The following is a 15,153-nucleotide window of genomic DNA, read 5'->3' as shown; positions in this document are numbered from 1 at the left end:
ACCCGGGGCGGTTCAGTCTGCGACCTTGCCCGGCATGTTGAGGAGGACCGGCAGTTCCGGAGCTGGGGCGTCCTGGTCGGCGGCCGTGTATTCGGGCAGGAGATCGGCGACGGCGGTACGGATGGCGCCGCGGCTCACGTCGTACTCGCGAGCGAGGCTGGCGGGGAGTTGATGGGGATTCTTGAAAACGACCAGGGATGCTCGTCGCCCCACTCGCTCCGGCGTTCAACGGAGTGGGGAGTTTCAACGAGCGGGGCGCGCGTTGTCGGCCGGGGCCGCCCGCTCGTGGAGTGTGCGGGCCGTGCCGGCCGGTCAAGGGCGCCTTCGGCGTTGCTCCGCGATGGCCTTCGGCCACCCTGGACAGTCCGCCCCGCCCCTGGACCTGGCTGGCTATCGGGCGGCCCCTCCCTTGTGGCGCCCGTCCGCAGGTCAGGTGACCTGTGGGTGGGGAGATCCACTGAGCCGGAGTGGGGTCACCCCGAGCAGGGGGTGGGGACTTTCCAATATCCCCATCAGAGTCTGAGGACCGTTTCCGACTCGGGCGCCTGGTCCGCATGGGCGTGTGGGCACGCACCGGGCGGGGAACCCGTGCCTTTCGTGAGCATGTGCCGCCGTAGAGGCCCGTCCGGTACCCGCCCGGTCACGGCCCCCCGCAGGCACCGTTCCGAACCGTCTTCCCGCCTCTCAGAGAGCTTCGCCTCATGACCACTGTCACGGTCCCCGCACCCACGTTCCGACAACCCCGGCAGCGATTTCGCCCGATTGTCGAGGAAGATCGCGGGCGCCGGGCTGCTGGAGCGCCGCCCCGGCTACTACACGGTACGGATCACCGCCGTGACCGGGCTCTACGCCACTGGATGGGCCGCGTTCGTCCTCGTCGGCCCCTCGTGGTGGACACTGGCGGTCGCCGCCTTCATGGCCGTCCTCTACGGCCAAGTGGCCCTGGTCGCCCATGACGTGGCCCACCGGCAGGTGTTCCGCCGCCGCCGGGCGAGCGAGGTGTCCGGGCGGATCGCTGGGGCCTGCATCGGGATGGGTTACGGCTGGTGGCAGGACAAGCACACCCGTCATCACGCCAACCCCAACACCGAGGATCTCGACCCCGACATCGGCCCCGACCTGCTCGTCTGGTCTCAGGATCAGGCCCGTGCCGCCCGTGGACTGCCCCGCATGCTCGGCCGCTGGCAGGCGTTCCTGTTCTTTCCGCTGCTCACTCTGGAGGGCTTCAACCTGCACGTGGCGAGCGGCAGGGCGATCGCCAACCGCCGGCTCAAGCACCGGGCACTCGACGGCAGCCTGCTGTTCGCGCACTGCGCGGTCTACCTGACCGCGCTGTTCTGGGTGCTGCCGCCCGGTATGGCGTTCGCCTTCCTCGCCGTCCACCAGTGCCTGTTCGGCGTCTACCTCGGTTCCGTCTTCGCGCCCAACCACAAGGGCATGCCGATCCTGTCGGCCGACAACCGCCCGGACTTCCTCCGCCGCCAGGTGCTCACCTCGCGCAACGTCAACGGGGGCCGGTTCACGGATTTCGTGTTCGGCGGCCTGAACCACCAGATCGAGCATCACCTGTTCCCGAGCATGCCGAGTCCCAACCTGCGCAAGGCCCGCACCATCGTCCGGTGGTACTGCCGGGACCTGGGCGTGGACTATGCGGAGACGGGACTGATCACCTCGTACCGGCTGGCACTCGCCAGCCTCCACCGTGCCGGCACGCCACTCCGAAAGGCCAGCCCCGGGTTCGACGTAATTCGGGGGTTCTGGAGGCGGCGACGGGGTGAAGCCGCTGGTCACGGAGGCCTCGGCTGGAGCCGCACCCGAAAATGCCTAGAGACACGACTTCTTTGATTTCCCTGCGCTGGCCTGGCCATAGCTCGTATGGTCTGGAGTCGTGTACGTGAGGACCACGAAGCGGGAGAACAAGTCGGGGACGGTGCGGTACCTGCACCTGGCCCACAACGAGTGGGACCCGGTGAAGGGCCGGGCGGTGCCGAAGGTACTGTTCACCTTCGGCCGCGAGGACGAGCTGGACCGCGACGCGATCCGGCGGCTCGTCGCGTCCCTGTCCCGGCTGCTGGAGCCCGGCGAAGCCCTGGCGGCGAACACCGCACCGGGGCTGGAGTACACGGGCTCGGTGCCGTTCGGGGGCGCCTATGTCCTGGACCACCTGTGGCACCGCCTGAAGATCGACAAGATCGTGGGCCGGGTCGGGCAGCCCAAGCGAGGCCGGCCCCGGGACATGACCGCGACCGAGCGGGTGTTGTTCGCGCTGGTCGCCAACCGCGCGCTGGCCCCGTCCTCGAAGCTCGCCGCCGCCGAGTGGATCACCCACGACGTGCACATCGACTCGCTGCCCGAGGCCGGCGAGCAGTCCTGCTACCGGGCGATGGACTGGCTCCACGAGGTCAAGGACGACCTGGAGAAGCAGGTCTTCGACGAGGTCGCGAACCTGCTGAACCTGGAAGTGGACCTGCTGTTCTTCGACACCACCAGCACCTACTTCGAACTCGAGGAACCCGACGAGTCCGTCGCCCGCGACGAGAAGGGCCACCGCCGGGACGACGCCGGCGACGAGGGCCAGGACGTCGGGGACGCGGCCAAGCCGGCCGGGTTCCGCACGCACGGCAAGTCGAAGGACTCCCGCGACGACCTGCCCCAGATCGTGATCGGCCTGGCGGTCACCCGCGACGGCATCCCGGTCCGCGTCTGGTCCTGGCCCGGAAATGCCTCGGACCAGACCCTGATCCGGCAGGTCAAGGACGACATGCGCGACTGGACCCTCTCCAAGATCGTGTGGGTCGCCGACCGCGGCTTCTCATCTGACCGCAACCGCCGCTACCTGCGCAGCGGCACCGACGCCTACATCATCGGCGAGAAGCTCCGCACCACATCCCCCGAGGTCAAGCAGGCCCTGTCCCGACAGGGCCGCTACCAGGACATCACCGGCCACATGCGCGTCAAGGAGGTACGGATCAGCGACACCGAACGGTTCGTCATCTGCCACAACCCCGAAGCCGCCGACCGCGACCAGCACATGCGCGAGCAACTCGTCGCCCAACTCCAAGAGCTGATCGCCGATACCGACAAGCTCAGCGACTTCAAGCGCGGCGAGCTACGCGGCAAGATCGCCGCCAAGCCCGGCCTGAACCGCTACCTGCGCATCACCCCCGCCGGGAAGCTCCGCGTCGACCAGACCAAGGTCAAAGCCGAGGAGAACCGCGACGGCAAGTACCTGCTGCGCTGCTCGGACCCCAAGCTCTCCGCCGAGGACATCGCGCGCGGCTACAAGGCCCTCCTGGAAGTCGAGCGTGGCTGGCGGGACATGAAGCAGGTCATCGACCTGCGGCCGGTCTACCACCGGCTCGAGGAACGCATCCGCGCCCACGTCCTGCTGTGCTGGCTCGCGCTCCTGCTCATCCGCATCGCGGAGACCGCCACCGGCGAGACCTGGCCCAGGATCCGCCGCGAGCTCGACCGCCTCCACCTGGGCACCTTCACCGGCCCCACCGGCACGTTCCAGCAGGTCACCACCCCCACCAAGCCCCAGCAGGACCTGCTCGCCAAGCTCGGCATCCCCGCCCCCACGCAGATCGCCGGCCTTCAGCCCACACCGCGCTGACCAGCCACAACACCACCGCCTAGAGACACGCCCTCCAGGCGGCCACACCCATGCCCCCGCAGGTCAGGCCCCACTTTCGACTCTCCAGGCCGCCGAATTACGTCGAACCCGGGCCAGCGTCCCGGCCTTAAAGAGTCCCGTGAAGGTTTGAGCAAGTTCTGTCACCTGATCTCTCATTGCTGCCGGAGCTTCGAGATCGAGAGCTGACTTCGCTGCCCAGAATCTGTTGTGGACTTCCACGGCAGCGTCCCGACGCTGGCGCCGTTCCGCCACCTCCGCGTCGCCTCCGTGGTGTAGGTGTAGGGAGTTGCTCGCCTTCAGTATCTGCGTCTGACACTCCGCAGCGGCTCGAAGGACGTCGCGGTATGCTCCGAAACCGTCAGCTGGAGGCGGAAGTGCGCGAACTGAGGGACCAGCTCGCCCGCGTGCTCGGACAGCAGCGGGCCGCCGCCGTCACTTCTTCGGGTGAAACCAGCAGTCCCGGCCACCACACAACGACCCAGGTCAGAGCCAAGTCCGGCTCCGAGGCTGAAGATTAAGCTTCGCGTTGTTGCTGAAGTTCTTCGAGGTGGAGGCCCGGAGGGTTATTCACGGGCTTGGTTTCTTGATCAGCAAGACGGCCCTGCTCGGTAGCCTGGCGTTTGCGACGACGTCAGTTTTCCACCGGGGTAGGGCCGTTGAGCTGGAACGTTACGACAGGGCTGGAAGCGGATCAACTGGAGGCCTTGGTGGTCCGGGTCCACACGATGCTGGTGGAGGACCCCGATCCGCCCGTGGTGCCGGGACGGATGTGGGCGCTGGGCCTGTACAAGTCCGTGGTCCTGGTGTTGTTCCTGCTGCGGCAGAACCCCGTCCAGCAAGCGGCGGCGGAACTGTTCCACATCTCCCAGGCCACCGTCTCGCGCCGGTGGACCACGCTGCTCCCGGTGGTGGAGACGGCCCTGGCCGAGCATGTGCCCGACCCCGCCGACGCCTCACACGGCAGGATCGTCCTGGTCGACGGGACCCTGGTCACCACGTGGGACTGGGCGAGCGAGGGCACCACGATGTTCTCCGGCAAGCATCGTGACACAGGCTTCAACCTGCAGGTCGCCGCCACTCTCAGCGGGGACCTGCTCGCCGTCTCCGCGCCGGTACCCGGCAGTCGGCACGACATGTACGCCTGGCGCCAGTCCCACTTTCCCAAAGCCTTCGCCGACCGGGAGAGCATGGGGGATCTGGGCTATGCCGGCTCCGGCATGCTCACCGCCCGCCGCAAGCCACCCGGTCAGGAACGCCCCGTCAAAGACAAGGTGTTCAACCAGAGCATCGGCAAGCTCCGCGCCGCCGTCGAACGAGCGATCGCACATCTGAAGGACTGGAAGGTCCTCGCCACTCGCTATCGCGGCCCTCTCACCCGGTTCCCCCTCGTCGCCAAGACCGTCACCGCCCTCGCCTTCTACAAGAACGGCTGGTGACCCCGTGAATAAGCCTCCCGGTTCCCGGAGAACGCCGGGGAGATCCCGGTGCCGGCGGTGTCGTACGCCGCCCAGCAGGTGAAGGTGCCCGCGGAGGAGTGGGCCGCACGCCATCGACCCGCTTGCTCCCGTGCCTGTCCGTCTCATTCCGGTTACTCGGGGCGCTGTGTACGGGCGTTGTGCGCGAGGCCGTCCGGACGGCCCTCCGCGCGCTCGCCCAGGGGCAGCACCAGGGCGCGCAGCACCGCGGGATCGGAGGGCTTGGGGACCTGGCCGATGTCCTCCCACCCCCACGCCTGGAAGGCGGCGTGGGCCCTGTGATCGGCCTGGTCCACCAAGGTGGCGCCGAGCGAGGCGTGATGATCGGCGAGCAGTCGCGTCTGCAACAGCCGGGCGAGACCGGCTGTGCGCTCGTGCGGGTGGACCATGATCTCCGTGATGGCGAAGGCGTGCCCCGAGGAGGTCAGTTGCTCGACCGACCTGGGGAGGTCACCCTTGAAGCCGAGCCACCAGGACCCGTCGCGCGCTATGGGGAAGCCGAAGGCACAGCCCGCCAGGGTGGTCGTCTCGGCGACCAGCATCGAGAAGCCCGGACGCCGTACGGAGTCCGCGAGGCGCCGCAGGAAGTCCTCCCTGCGGCGGTACGTCTCGCCGGTCGCGGCGTCCGACGACTCGACGTACAGATCCGCCAGGTCCTCCCGGAGCGTCTCGGCCTGCCAGCGGTTCAGGCGGCGCAGGCGCACCGCATCCAGGGCGGAGCGCTCATGGCCCGGTCCGGAGCCGGCGGCCGTCATCGCGCACCTGCCGACGACACGCGCGCGGTGGGCGCGCGCCCGGTGCGGTTCGCCGGTGTGCCGTCCAGCAGGAAGGCGCAGCCGGTGAGGGTGAGGATCCGCCGCAGCGAGGGCGGTGGGTGGTGCAGCTGCAGGGCGCCGCCTGCCGTGGTGGCCTGCCAGGAAGCGTGCAGGAAGGCGTTGAGCCCGCTCACGTCGCAGAAGGTGACGGCCGTCAGGTCGATGTCGATCGTGCACGTACCCTCGTACAGGCACTCCCGCAGGGACACGCTGACCAACGGCACCGTCTCAAGGTCGATCTCACCGGCCAGGGTGATCAGCGCCCGGCTGCGCTCGTCGAGCCGTTGGACGTTCAGATGGGGCAGGGACATGGCGCCTCCGGTTCCGGGCGACGGCCGGGGCGGAGACCAGCGATTGCGGCTGAGAGCCCGGCAAGTTTGTGTGCTCGGCAGCAACGCGCCGTCGGGGTCTGGAACGTCGACGTCCTGCTGTGAGGGTAGTCCCGGATTCGCCGGGGCGGGAGACGGAAAGAGCTCTCAAGACCCGGACCTGTGGCAGGAGTTCGGATACGTCGGGTGGCGATGCGGTCGGGGAGGGCCGCCGCACATCGTGGACCCGGCGAGGTGGTTCGAGGGGACGGATGACAGCGGTGCAGGGACAGCCCTGGCCGTGTTCGGCACCGAGGCCACGGGCTGGTCGTCATCGGATGGGGTGGCGACTGGAACGCCGGGACCAGCGCATGACGATGAAGGCCAGAGCAGCCACGAAGAGCGCGACGCCGATGAGCAGCAGGTAGCCGAGCCCCTCCGTCACCGTTCCGATGATTCCCAGCGCGATGGCGACCAGAACGAGGAGCAGGAAGAGGACCATGACGCGGACGCCTCCTTGGGCTGAGCGCAGGCGGTCAGCGGCGTGCGAGCTGCCTCTCGCCGTCTGCGCCGGTCTGGTAGGACAGGTCGTAGTGATGGAAGATCGCTTTCTCTGCCTCGGCGGGCAGGACGTCGTCCATGCCGACCGCGGGTGCCCTTTTCACCAGGGCCTTTGCGTAGGAGACTTTGACGTAGTCCGGCCCCAGGGTCACGCCGTCGAGGGGCACGAAGGCCAACCGGTGGCGGGTGGGCAGTCCGGTGCGGACGGTGGCCATGGCCGGTTCGTCGGTGGTGGTGTCCACATAGATCGCTTCGAGGACGCCGATCTTGTGGTCCTTGGGGTCGACGACGTTGTGGTTGCGCCACTCGCGGATGTCGGCTGCATGGATCATGGTTTGCCTCCTGGGCCGTTGATCTGGGCCGGTGCCGGCCTATCCGTGGACAGCGGCAGCCCGCCGGGTCGCGCCTCTTCCCGCAGCAGTACGGCCGGGGTACCCAGATCCGCCCGCGGTATCCAGCAGGTCGCGCAGCCGGTTGATGAGCCGGACCCGGTCGGCGATGCCGCAAGGTCCGCGGTGCCGACGACATCGCCGCCAAGGCCGTCCAGGCCGCCCAGTCCCAGGCCACCGCCCTGCCCGGTGAGAAGCGGGCGGCCAAGCTGGTCTGCGACCTCGCCCATCAGCTCCTGGCCCTGGACGAGCGGATCAAGGCCAACGACCGGGAGATCCGCGAGACCTTCCGCACCGACGACCGTGCCGAGATCATCGAGTCCCTGCCCGGCATGGGCCCGATTCTGGGCGCCGAGTTCGTCGCCATCGTCGGCGACCTGTCCGGCTACAAGGACGCCGGCCGCCTGGCCTCGCACGCCGGCCTGGCCCCGGTGCCGCGCGACTCCGGCCGCAGAACCGGCAACTACCACCGGCCCAAACGCTACAACCGACGCCTGCGCTGGCTGTTCTACATGTCCGCGCAGTCCGCGATGATGCGGCCGGGTCCGTCGCGGGACTACTACCTCAAGAAACGCGCCGAAGGGCTGATCCACACCCAGGCCCTGCCGGCGCTCGCCCGGCGCCGAGTCGACGTGTTGTGGGCCATGCTGCGTGACAAGAGGCTGTTCACCTCCACCCCGCCGGTCACGCAGGCGGCTTGACACGGTCATTGAGATTCTCCAGAGTCCCCGTCGTCGCGTGCGGTGGCTGCGACCCCCTAAGCCCCAAGGGTCTTTTCCTTTCGCACCCGACCCGCCCCGAAATATGTTCGGGGCGATTCCTGGTCATTACCTCTCCGTGCTCTTGACGGTTCCATGGGCGGGCATAGTATGGCACTCCCCAGTGGATTTCGCTGGACGATTTTCACTGACCGATGAGGGGGGACTGCTCCTGCATCCAAGGAGCATCAGCGGGGTTCGCCCTGCCAATTTATCGCGCCGATGAGCGGCGCCCAGTGGTATTCGGCAGAGGGGGCGTTGTGACGTCTTCCGACATTGAAGTTGAACAGAAACAAAAGCTCGCTGATTCACTCGAGTTCATCGATGGTCTCGAGCTCGATCTTCCGGAAATGAGTTTTTTCCCCGCAGGCGTGGCGCTGCAGGCGGAAGAAGAGTCGGCTGCGGTCGTCGCGGGATCCGTCGTCGCTTTCACCGACGGTCTGAACGGCCAGCAGAAGTCCGATGTCCTCAACTCCACGCTGCTCGCGCAGCTCGCGGCGAACAAGAAGTTCGATCGGGAGAAGGACACCGACAAGTGGTACGGCTTCTACCGGTCGGTGCTCGAGCAGGTCGGCTGGGTCGTGCCGTCCTTCTCGTTCGCCAAGCTCTCGGTGGCCGGCTCCCGGTTCACCGTGGACCGGGCCGTCATCGCGCTGCTCCAGGCCATCGCCACGGGCGGCGAACTGACGGTGGCGAAGGCCGCCATCGCGGCGCTGAAGGCCCTGCCGGACCGGGACCGTCGCGTGGTGCTCTTCGAGAGCAGCTCGCACAGCGAGAAGCTGGGCAACTTCCAGATCGCGGCGTGCGGCGTCTCGGCGCGCGACACCGTCGTGATGAAGATCGGCGCGTTCCACTTCACGACCAACGAACGCGTCACGCGTGTGCTGTTCTTCAGCTTCCCGCGCTCCAGCACGACGATGTTCCAGTCCCGGCAGACGATGACGCTCAACGAGGACGTGTACGAGCAGGTCCGCGAGGCGATCATCAAGAAGCTCGGCGACAAGGCCGACAAGTTCATCGACGAGCTGGAGATCTAGGGCGCCGGACGGACATCCGGAACCTGACCTCGTGATGGACAAGTCCGAGCACGAGCGCCTGGCGGCGCTGGACGCGATGACGGACTGGGACCTGGGGCCCGAACCCGTACCACCGGGCCCTTTGCTCCCGGTCCCGCGGGGCGGTGCGGGTGCCGCGGTCGACGGCGGCGCTCTCGTCGTCCTCTCGGCCGAGGTTTCCGAGGGGCACAGAAGGGATGTGCTTCATTCCGTTCTCCTGGCCCAGCTGGTGGCCAACAAGAAGTACGACCGGCATGCAGAAGCAGAGAATTGGTACCGCTCGTACGGGGAAACCCTCGAACGGGTCGGCTGGGTCATCAAGGAAAATGAGGGGCTCGCCCGGCACAAGCCCCGTAAATTCCCCTATCGTCTAGGGCCCGTGATCCTGAAGGTGCTCGCCCTCATTTCCGATGCGCCGTCGGTGGAACGGGTGACCGCGGCGCTGAAGGTCCTCACGGCGCTGCCCGATGACAACCCGGCGGCGGAACTCTTCGAAAAGGAGAGCCATGCCGAACGTGCCGGGAATTTCCAGGTTGTCGCCGTAGACGAGGTGGACGGTCTTGTGACCGTGCGGCTCGGCAGATTCCGTTTCCGGGTCGAGGGTGAAGCCACGGAAATCGGGCGGCTGCTGCGTATGGAATTCCATGCCGGTGCCGAAGTCTTCCGCGGGTCGCAGATACTTCATCTCAACGATGAGGTGTACGGGCCGCTGCGCGACCTGGTCGCCGCGAAGCTGGGGGCCCGGGCCGATGCGTTGATCGTGCCGGTGGGCGGGCTCATCAGGTAGTCGTTCCCTGGCCTCCGTTGACCGTGGGCTGACCTGTGAACGGACAGCGCGGGAAAGCGGGGCCGGTGGGCGAGAAGCGGCAGCCGACGAGGATGCCGCAGGCCGTGCGGGAGCAGGGCAGGTGGAGGGGTTATCCGCGAGGGCGGCGAACACGTGGAAGACGAGGCGGCCCGCCCGGGGTCGTGGTGTCCAGCGCCTCGTGCAGCGACTGGAAGCCGATGCCCCGCTGACGCAACCCGGAGACGATCGAGATCAGGTCCTGGATCGAGCGGCCCAGCCGGTCGAGGGAGGGCCACCACCAGGGTGTCGCCGGGCCGGAGGTAGTCGAGACACCTCCACAGTTCCTCGCGCTCCGCGTTCTTGCCCGCCTTCTTGTCGGCGAAGACCCGCACGCAGTCGGCCGCGGTCAGGGCCGCGATCTGCCGATCGAGCAGCTGCCCCTTCGTGGACACGCCCGCGTACCCGACCCGGGCACCGGAGGAGTTCGCTGGGAAGGCATCTAGCCCCGGACTTCGCGGGTCACCGTTTCAGGTCTGTGGCCAGCGGGTTTGTCCGATGTCGGTGTCGAGTAGGTCGAGGAGGTGGAGTTGGACGCCGCGGGTGATCTGGACGGTGGGCGGGTCGGTGATGTTGCCGATGCGCAGGGTGAGTTCGCCGAGGTGGTAGAAGACCATGCGGCCGGTGGGGCGGACCCGGCGGTTGTCGGGGTAGAGGCCGCTCATGGTCTGCTCGGGGCCGAGCGCGCGTCTGACCTGCCGTTCGATCAGGCAGAAGACGAGCAGGGCCAGGCAGATGACCTGGATCAGGGCGGCAACGCGCCGGTTGTGCTGCACGAAGACCGGCGCGACCGCGAGCGGGCCCTTGAAGTCGTGGTATCTGCGCTCGACCGCGCCCTGGCCCTTGTAGTGGATCAGAGTCTGCCCAGCGTCCGCCTGGTCGGCGGGGACAGACGTCAGCAGTGCGTACCAGCCGTCGACCACGGCTTCCGCCTTCAGCACGCCGGTGTCGAAGTGCCAGGCCAGGACCGGGGTGCCGTCCTCGTTATCGGTGACGGTCCAGCGCAGACAAGAGGTGACACGGCGCTTGGCGGCGATGACACCGATTCGGGCGACGATCTTCTCCCGGGTCTTGTAGTGGCGTCCGCCGGCCGCAGCGGTGAGCTTGTTCAGGTCCTGGGCGGCCTTGGCCAGGCGTTTGTCCCGGGCTGCTTGCTGGCCGGCGGCGTTCGCGGTGGAGTGGACCAGGATCCGTCGCACGGTGAGCACAGGATCGCTCTTGCGGGGCCCGGTCAGGGTGTGGGTGTCCTCCAGCACGCGGTAGGTCTCGCGCCGCTCGGCGGGCTTGCCCGCCTCCCGGTTGGGCGTCCAGTCCACGATGGTGGCCTGCGCGGGATCGAGAGCGGCATAGACCTCGTCCTTGACCTGCGCGGCCGGGGCCGGGGCGATGAACTGGACCCCGGCCGCCAGCAGGGCACGGACGTTGGAGTAGGACACCAGCTTGGAGTCGGCGACCATCAGGAAGTCGCGTTCACCGGCCATGGCCCGCAGGTCCTTCATCGCGCCGACGACCTGGCTGACCTCGGCCGCACCACCGCCGAAGACCCGGGCATGGAGCGGGATGCCGCCGTCGGCCGACACCGCGAGCCCGGCCTGGACCTGCTTCAGATCGAAGCGCCGGTCCTTGGGATGCCCGTAGCCAATGACGGGGAAGTCCTCCTCCTGACCCTCGACCGGGAAGGCCCCGTGCACGGACATGCTGGTCATGTCCCAGTGCATCCGGGCCACATCGATCCCGAACTCACCGATCGCCCGCGCCCCGACCGTGCCCGCGATGTGCTCCAGCTGCGGAGCGATCGCATCCAGTGCCCGGGCCAGACGATCATCGTTGAGCAGAGCGGGCTCGATCCCGAAGACCTCTTCCACTGCCCAGCACCTGGCCCAGTCCTCCACCCGCACCAACGGCGCGGGCGACGTCAGCCGGTTGGCCACCAACGCCTCGATCACCTGCCCGTGCGTCACCAGCGCACTCGCGCCACCAGGACACACCTCGTCGACGATCCCGGCGACATCCAGCCGACGCAGAAACTCGGCAGCGACAGGCAGAGCGCCCAGACGCTTCTCCACCACGGACGTCACCGCCACTTCAAGACGCTGACGCTGAGACCGTGGCCGCGGGGACCGGGAAGTCATCGACACACCCCACCCAACGCCACACCCCCGGCCCAGGACACCCCGGACCGGTCACACCATACGAATCAACGACCCGCGAAGTACGGGTCTAGCGGACTGTCAGCGTCCGCCCACTCAGCGGGAGTGGCGGCCACCACTGCGCGGTCCGGCAGGCAACGCCCGCCTCGGCGGCGGCCCGCGCCAGCGGGACCCCGTCCTCAAGATGAGGCCGTAACACCGCGAACCGGCGCATCACTCCTTCACGCTGGGAACCGGTCAGCTTCCCCAGCGCCGCGAGGCCGACCGGCGATGTCACCATGCCCACCAGCGTGCCGCCCGCCGGGTCTGTCCCTCACCGGCGCACTGGCACACGAAACCGGCGCCCGCGAACTTTCGCGCCCCAGCCGTGTGTTCCGCCGGTCCCGGCTTCCCGGATGAATTCCCGCTCTGCCTCGGCGAATGCCGCGAACGTGGCGAACACGATCTTCCCCGCTCCGCGCGGGTCGTAGATGCCGGCAAGGGGGCCTTGCAGGATCTCCAGCCGGTTCCCCCGGTGCTCGATGTCCTGCGCGGAGGTGATCAACTCCAACGTGTTGCGGCCGAGCCGGTCGAGCAACGTCACGGTCAGGATGTCGTTCGGGCGCAGGGCGGCCAGGGCCGCGGTGAACCGCGGACGGTCGGGCTGGCGGGTACTGATCGTCTCGACGTAGAGGGGCTCGATGCACTTGGCGGCCTTCAGCAGCCGTTCCTGCGTCTCGAGGTCCTGGCCGCGGGTGGACACGCGGGCGTAGCCGATCCGGTCCCCGGGCCGGTCGACGGGCGCTGGCTGGTCGGCCAGGTCGGGGCCGGGGCGCCAGGCCTTGCCAGGTGAGCGGTCCTTGGGCATGCGGATGGGCGGCCCGGAGCGCAGGACGGGCACGTCGTAGCGCACGCTGTGGTACACGGTCGCCACCGTGCCCGTACGGGTGCGGCACGGCGAGCCGGGCGGAACCTCGCACCGCGGGCAACTCGCGCTGTTCGGCCAACGCGGCGCGTGCGGCCTCGTCCAGCTCGTTCACCGCCGGTACCTGCCGGCCGTGACCCACCAGTGGAGCCCGCGCCCAACGAGCAACACGGCACCTACTCCCGACACGGTCAGCAGCAGCGGACTCAGGGCCTCCTTTTCGGCTGCCAGGTCAATGAGTCCGAGATCATCCACCGACCACATCAGGACCACGGCCATCATCCCCCATACAAGGAGCAAAATCCCAACTCGGGCCACACCGCGCATTCATCCCCCTCGGTTGTGAGTGCTCGAAGTCGTGTGCACTGATGAGCTGGGATTTCGTCGCCGCGTGCAGGGAACTGCGAACCGCCAGACATGCCGAAGTCGCCTGCACTACGGTGGAATTGGCCGAAGACGCGTGCACGGTTCGGAGGAGGCGGTGGTCGCGCGCGGGGTGCTGACCGCTCCCGTCGCTGGGGTCTCAGAGGCTGAATCCCGCTCACTGGCTTCAGCGCGAAGTTCCAGGAGTACGGCCTGATCATCCACGATGGTGGTACTTCAAGCATCGATCGGACGACCTTCATTCCGGGACAGGCACCGTGCGCAGATAGCTGTAGACGGTCTCGCGGCTGATACCGAACTCCTTGGCCAGCGCGGACTTACGCTCGCCGGCAGCGGCCCGCTCGCGCAGTTCGCGGGCACGCTCGTCGGTGAGCGCGGGCCTGCGTCCGGTGTAGACGCCGCGCGCCTTGGCCGCGGCGATCCCCTCGCGCTGACGTTCGAGGATCAGGGCGCGCTCGAACTCGGCGAACGCGCCCATCGCCGACAGCAGCAGTGTCGCCATGGGCGAGTCCTCCCCGGTGAAGGCGAGGCTCTCCTTCACGAACTCCACCTTCACGCCCTTGCCGGTCAGCATCCGCACCAGGCGGCGCAGGTCGTCCAGGTTGCGCGCGAGCCGGTCCATCGAGTGCACCAGCACCGTGTCGCCTTCGCGCACGAACGCGATCAGCTCCTCCAGCTTCGGCCGGGCGGCGTCCTTGCCCGATGCCTTGTCGGTGAAGACGCGCTCGACCGACACGCCGTCGAGCTGGCGGACGGTGTTCTGGTCGACGCTGCTGACCCTTACGTACCCGACCCGCATCCGCGCGCTCCCCTCGGGAACTGATCAACCCTCAAAAGTGTCAGGATGGACTCTATAGCCCTACCGGACAGGCGTCAAGAAACCCCGCCCGGGACTCTATCCTGACGTTCTTTCGGAGTGCGGCTGTCGTCGCGTTGGGGTGTGCCAAATGGACACCTCAGTGAGCCACGCCCGCCCGCAGTGCCCCACTGCTCGATATCGAGCCCTTGCTCTCCACCTGCGCCCTCAAATTAGACATGGTGAGCACATTCCAAACTTGTTACCCTTACGGTATGACTGAGGCCACCCACGAGCACAGGCCCACCCGAGGACGAGTAGGGCAGCGGGGGAGACTGATGATCCCTGCCGCACTCCAGCGCTCCACCGGGATCACGGAGGGCGCCGAGTACGTCATCCGCGCCACCGACGACGGCGCCCTGGTCGTTGAGACCGTCGAGGCGGTCAAACGGCGCCTGCGCGCAGCCGCCCCGCCAGGAGAGTGGGATGCGACCGCCGAGGCCCGCGCGGACGCCGCCGAGGAGGAAGCGGCCGACGCCCGCGCCGAGCAGCCCGCCCCGGGAGAGACACCCGCGTGACCACCTACCTGCTGGACTCCTCCGCCGTGCTGGCCTGGCTCTTCTCCGAAAAGGGCGCCGAGATCGTCGACCCGGCACTGACCGGCGGCGCCATCACCACGGCCAACCTCGCCGAGGTCGTCCGCCGGGCCGAGCAGCGCGGCTACCTGCGCGGTCCGGCCGAGCTCACATCCGATCTGGCCGCCGTCGGCCTGGCTTTCGAAGAGACGCTCACCGAGGCCGACGCTCGGCGGGCCGCCGCGTTGATCGCCGCCTCCTATGCCGAGCGCGGCAGCAGGGGCACCCCGGCGTTGTCCTTGGGGGATGGCATCTGCATCGCGGTCGGCGAACGCCTCGCGCTACCGGTACTGACCGCGGATACCGCGTGGAAGGACCTCGAAGACCTGTTCCGCACCCCGGTCACGCTGATCCGCTGAATCGAGACGTGCACTCGACTCCGGTCATCCGTGCACTTGCCTTCGGAAGCTGACATCGGTCGAGTCACAAGCCGTTCGACCAT

The 15,153-nt window shown here is 68.2% G+C and carries 19 protein-coding genes and 2 pseudogenes; 9 read left to right on the top strand and 12 right to left on the bottom strand.

Going from position 1 to position 15,153, the window contains the following annotated elements; translation table 11 throughout:
- Window positions 1–12: 12 nt before the first annotated feature.
- Window positions 13–138, bottom strand: coding sequence for a hypothetical protein (locus tag ABIE67_RS00885; RefSeq protein WP_370251924.1), 126 nt, complete (start codon window positions 136–138; stop codon window positions 13–15).
- A 570-nt stretch (window positions 139–708) separates the two neighbouring features.
- Here ABIE67_RS00885 and ABIE67_RS00880 point away from each other — a divergent pair.
- From ABIE67_RS00880 to ABIE67_RS00865, 4 genes are all read left to right on the top strand, one after another.
- On the top strand, window positions 709–1,845 hold the full coding sequence (locus tag ABIE67_RS00880) for a fatty acid desaturase (protein ID WP_370268023.1): 1,137 nt from the start codon (window positions 709–711) through the stop codon (window positions 1,843–1,845).
- A gap of 49 nt (window positions 1,846–1,894) precedes the next feature.
- Complete coding sequence (locus ABIE67_RS00875; RefSeq protein WP_370251919.1) at window positions 1,895–3,616, top strand: IS1634 family transposase; 1,722 nt, start codon at window positions 1,895–1,897, stop codon at window positions 3,614–3,616.
- A gap of 365 nt (window positions 3,617–3,981) precedes the next feature.
- Window positions 3,982–4,155, top strand: a complete 174-nt coding sequence (locus ABIE67_RS00870; protein WP_370251915.1) for a hypothetical protein — start codon at window positions 3,982–3,984, stop codon at window positions 4,153–4,155.
- 138 nt (window positions 4,156–4,293) lie between these two features.
- A complete protein-coding gene (locus tag ABIE67_RS00865; protein ID WP_370251912.1) occupies window positions 4,294–5,073 on the top strand; it encodes a transposase family protein in 780 nt (259 codons plus the stop codon).
- Between the two features lie 152 nt (window positions 5,074–5,225).
- Here the strand turns inward: ABIE67_RS00865 and ABIE67_RS00860 are convergent, their stop codons facing one another.
- The 5 genes from ABIE67_RS00860 to ABIE67_RS00840 all read right to left on the bottom strand — a co-directional run bounded on the left by ABIE67_RS00860 (window position 5,226) and on the right by ABIE67_RS00840 (window position 7,415).
- Entirely contained in the window at window positions 5,226–5,867 is a 642-nt protein-coding gene (locus ABIE67_RS00860) for a hypothetical protein (RefSeq protein WP_370251910.1), read from the bottom strand.
- Window positions 5,864–6,238 (bottom strand): STAS domain-containing protein, encoded by a 375-nt coding sequence (locus ABIE67_RS00855; RefSeq protein WP_370251906.1) that lies wholly within the window; start codon window positions 6,236–6,238, stop codon window positions 5,864–5,866. Before ABIE67_RS00855 ends, ABIE67_RS00860 begins: the two co-directional genes overlap by 4 nt.
- 328 nt (window positions 6,239–6,566) lie before the next feature.
- Window positions 6,567–6,737 carry a hypothetical protein gene (locus ABIE67_RS00850; RefSeq protein ID WP_370251903.1) on the bottom strand — a complete coding sequence of 57 codons (171 nt, stop codon included), beginning with the start codon at window positions 6,735–6,737 and terminating at the stop codon, window positions 6,567–6,569.
- Between the two features lie 34 nt (window positions 6,738–6,771).
- Entirely contained in the window at window positions 6,772–7,128 is a 357-nt protein-coding gene (locus ABIE67_RS00845) for a PRC-barrel domain-containing protein (RefSeq protein ID WP_370251898.1), read from the bottom strand.
- Window positions 7,125–7,415: a hypothetical protein gene (locus ABIE67_RS00840; RefSeq protein ID WP_370251893.1), complete on the bottom strand. Its 291-nt coding sequence runs from the start codon at window positions 7,413–7,415 to the stop codon at window positions 7,125–7,127. The genes ABIE67_RS00845 and ABIE67_RS00840 overlap by 4 nt, the downstream gene beginning before the upstream one ends.
- Here ABIE67_RS00840 and ABIE67_RS00835 point away from each other — a divergent pair.
- The 3 genes and pseudogenes from ABIE67_RS00835 to ABIE67_RS00825 form a co-directional block, all read left to right on the top strand.
- Window positions 7,299–7,886 (top strand): annotated as a pseudogene (locus ABIE67_RS00835) (transposase); the annotation flags it as partial. The gene ABIE67_RS00840 and the pseudogene ABIE67_RS00835 overlap by 117 nt on opposite strands.
- A gap of 407 nt (window positions 7,887–8,293) precedes the next feature.
- Complete coding sequence (locus ABIE67_RS00830; RefSeq protein ID WP_370251889.1) at window positions 8,294–8,980, top strand: hypothetical protein; 687 nt, start codon at window positions 8,294–8,296, stop codon at window positions 8,978–8,980.
- 31 nt (window positions 8,981–9,011) lie between these two features.
- Window positions 9,012–9,785 carry a hypothetical protein gene (locus tag ABIE67_RS00825; RefSeq protein ID WP_370251884.1) on the top strand — a complete coding sequence of 258 codons (774 nt, stop codon included), beginning with the start codon at window positions 9,012–9,014 and terminating at the stop codon, window positions 9,783–9,785.
- A gap of 130 nt (window positions 9,786–9,915) precedes the next feature.
- Here the strand turns inward: ABIE67_RS00825 and ABIE67_RS00820 are convergent, their stop codons facing one another.
- The 6 genes and pseudogenes from ABIE67_RS00820 to ABIE67_RS00795 form a co-directional block, all read right to left on the bottom strand.
- Window positions 9,916–10,020: a hypothetical protein gene (locus tag ABIE67_RS00820; RefSeq protein WP_370251880.1), complete on the bottom strand. Its 105-nt coding sequence runs from the start codon at window positions 10,018–10,020 to the stop codon at window positions 9,916–9,918.
- Between the two features lie 115 nt (window positions 10,021–10,135).
- Window positions 10,136–10,237: pseudogene (locus ABIE67_RS00815) on the bottom strand (recombinase family protein); the annotation flags it as partial.
- Window positions 10,238–10,312: 75 nt separating this feature from the next.
- A complete protein-coding gene (locus ABIE67_RS00810) occupies window positions 10,313–11,926 on the bottom strand; it encodes an IS1634 family transposase (RefSeq protein WP_370251876.1) in 1,614 nt (537 codons plus the stop codon).
- Window positions 11,927–12,062: 136 nt separating this feature from the next.
- Window positions 12,063–12,272 (bottom strand): hypothetical protein, encoded by a 210-nt coding sequence (locus tag ABIE67_RS00805; protein WP_370251873.1) that lies wholly within the window; start codon window positions 12,270–12,272, stop codon window positions 12,063–12,065.
- A gap of 33 nt (window positions 12,273–12,305) precedes the next feature.
- Window positions 12,306–12,896 carry a recombinase family protein gene (locus tag ABIE67_RS00800; protein ID WP_370251867.1) on the bottom strand — a complete coding sequence of 197 codons (591 nt, stop codon included), beginning with the start codon at window positions 12,894–12,896 and terminating at the stop codon, window positions 12,306–12,308.
- Between the two features lie 622 nt (window positions 12,897–13,518).
- A complete protein-coding gene (locus ABIE67_RS00795; protein WP_370251862.1) occupies window positions 13,519–14,079 on the bottom strand; it encodes a recombinase family protein in 561 nt (186 codons plus the stop codon).
- A 335-nt stretch (window positions 14,080–14,414) separates the two neighbouring features.
- Here ABIE67_RS00795 and ABIE67_RS00790 point away from each other — a divergent pair, with 335 nt between their 5' ends.
- A complete protein-coding gene (locus tag ABIE67_RS00790) occupies window positions 14,415–14,654 on the top strand; it encodes a hypothetical protein (RefSeq protein WP_370251860.1) in 240 nt (79 codons plus the stop codon).
- The gene (locus ABIE67_RS00785; protein ID WP_370251858.1) at window positions 14,651–15,070 is read left to right on the top strand and encodes a PIN domain-containing protein; all 420 of its coding nucleotides are present in this window, start codon (window positions 14,651–14,653) and stop codon (window positions 15,068–15,070) included. Before ABIE67_RS00790 ends, ABIE67_RS00785 begins: the two co-directional genes overlap by 4 nt.
- Window positions 15,071–15,153 lie beyond the last annotated feature (83 nt).

The sequence above is a fragment of the Streptomyces sp. V4I8 genome (assembly GCF_041261225.1).
Lineage (GTDB): Bacteria > Actinomycetota > Actinomycetes > Streptomycetales > Streptomycetaceae > Streptomyces.
The sequence above is the reverse complement of the archived record's forward strand: the minus strand, read 5'-3'. Positions and strand labels throughout refer to the sequence as shown.